Below are 1,429 nucleotides of genomic sequence, written 5' to 3' on the forward strand. Positions count from 1 at the left end.
CGACTTCAAGGTGGCGGATTTGTCGCTTGCCGAGTTCGGGCGCAAGGAGATCCGGCTCGCCGAGCATGAGATGCCCGGTTTGATGGCGATCCGTCGTGAGTTCGCCGACGCGCAGCCTTTGGCTGGCGCGCGGATCACGGGTTCGTTGCATATGACGATTCAGACCGCTGTGCTGATCGAGACCCTCGTCGCGTTGGGGGCGCGGGTGCGGTGGGCGTCGTGCAACATTTTCTCCACCCAGGACCACGCCGCCGCGGCGATCGTGGTGGGTCCGGACGGCACCCCCGACAACCCCGCCGGTGTTCCGGTGTACGCGTGGAAGGGCGAGAGCCTGGAGGAGTACTGGTGGTGCACCGAGCAGGTGCTCACCTGGCCGGATGGTGAGGGTCCGAACATGATCCTCGATGACGGTGGGGACGCCACGCTGCTGGTGCACAAGGGCGCCGAGTTCGAGAAGACGGGTGTGGTGCCGCCGGTCGAGTCCGCCGATTCGGAGGAGTACGCGGTCATTCTGGGTCTGCTGCACCGCTCCCTGGCGGAGGACGGGCAGCGGTGGACGCGGATCGCCGCCGGCATCAAGGGCGTGACGGAGGAGACCACCACCGGCGTGCACCGGCTGTACGAGATGCATCGGGCGGGCACGCTGTTGTTCCCGGCGATCAACGTGAACGATTCGGTGACGAAGAGCAAGTTCGACAACAAGTACGGCTGCCGGCACTCGCTGATCGACGGTATCAACCGGGCCACGGATGTGCTGATCGGCGGGAAGATGGCCGTGGTGCTGGGTTACGGGGATGTGGGGAAGGGGTGCGCGGAGTCGCTGCGGGGGCAGGGCGCGCGGGTGGTGGTGACCGAGGTGGACCCGATCTGCGCGTTGCAGGCGGCGATGGACGGCTACCAGGTCGCGACGCTGGATGACGTGGTCGAGATCGCGGACATTTTCATCACGGCGACGGGCTGCTTCGACGTGATCACCAACGAGCACATGGCGCGGATGAAGCATCAGGCCATCGTGGGGAACATCGGGCACTTCGACAACGAGATCGACATGGCTGGTCTGGCCAAGCGGTCGGACGTGTCGCGGGAGAACATCAAACCGCAGGTCGACCTCTGGAAGTTCGATGACGGGCACGCGATCATCGTGCTGTCCGAGGGCCGGCTGTTGAACCTGGGTAACGCCACCGGCCACCCCAGCTTCGTGATGTCCAACAGCTTCGCCAACCAGACGATCGCGCAGATCGAGTTGTACACGAAGACCGACCAGTACCCGGTCGGGGTGTACGTGCTGCCCAAGCACCTCGACGAGAAGGTCGCCCGGCTGCACCTGGACGCCCTCGGCGCGAAGCTGTCCACCCTGACCAAGGAACAAGCCGCCTACCTCGGTATCTCCCAGGAAGGCCCGTTCAAGCCCGACCACTACCGCTACTGA

1 protein-coding gene is annotated in these 1,429 nt (G+C 65.2%); it reads left to right on the forward strand.

Annotation, left to right across the window (positions count from 1 at the left end; genetic code table 11):
- Positions 1–1,429: adenosylhomocysteinase (gene ahcY, locus ACTMS0_RS29060; protein WP_441158461.1), on the forward strand; the 1,429-nt coding region annotated here is incomplete at its 5' end.

The sequence above is a fragment of the Micromonospora sp. H33 genome (assembly GCF_052068455.1).
Taxonomy (GTDB): Bacteria; Actinomycetota; Actinomycetes; order Mycobacteriales; family Micromonosporaceae; genus Micromonospora.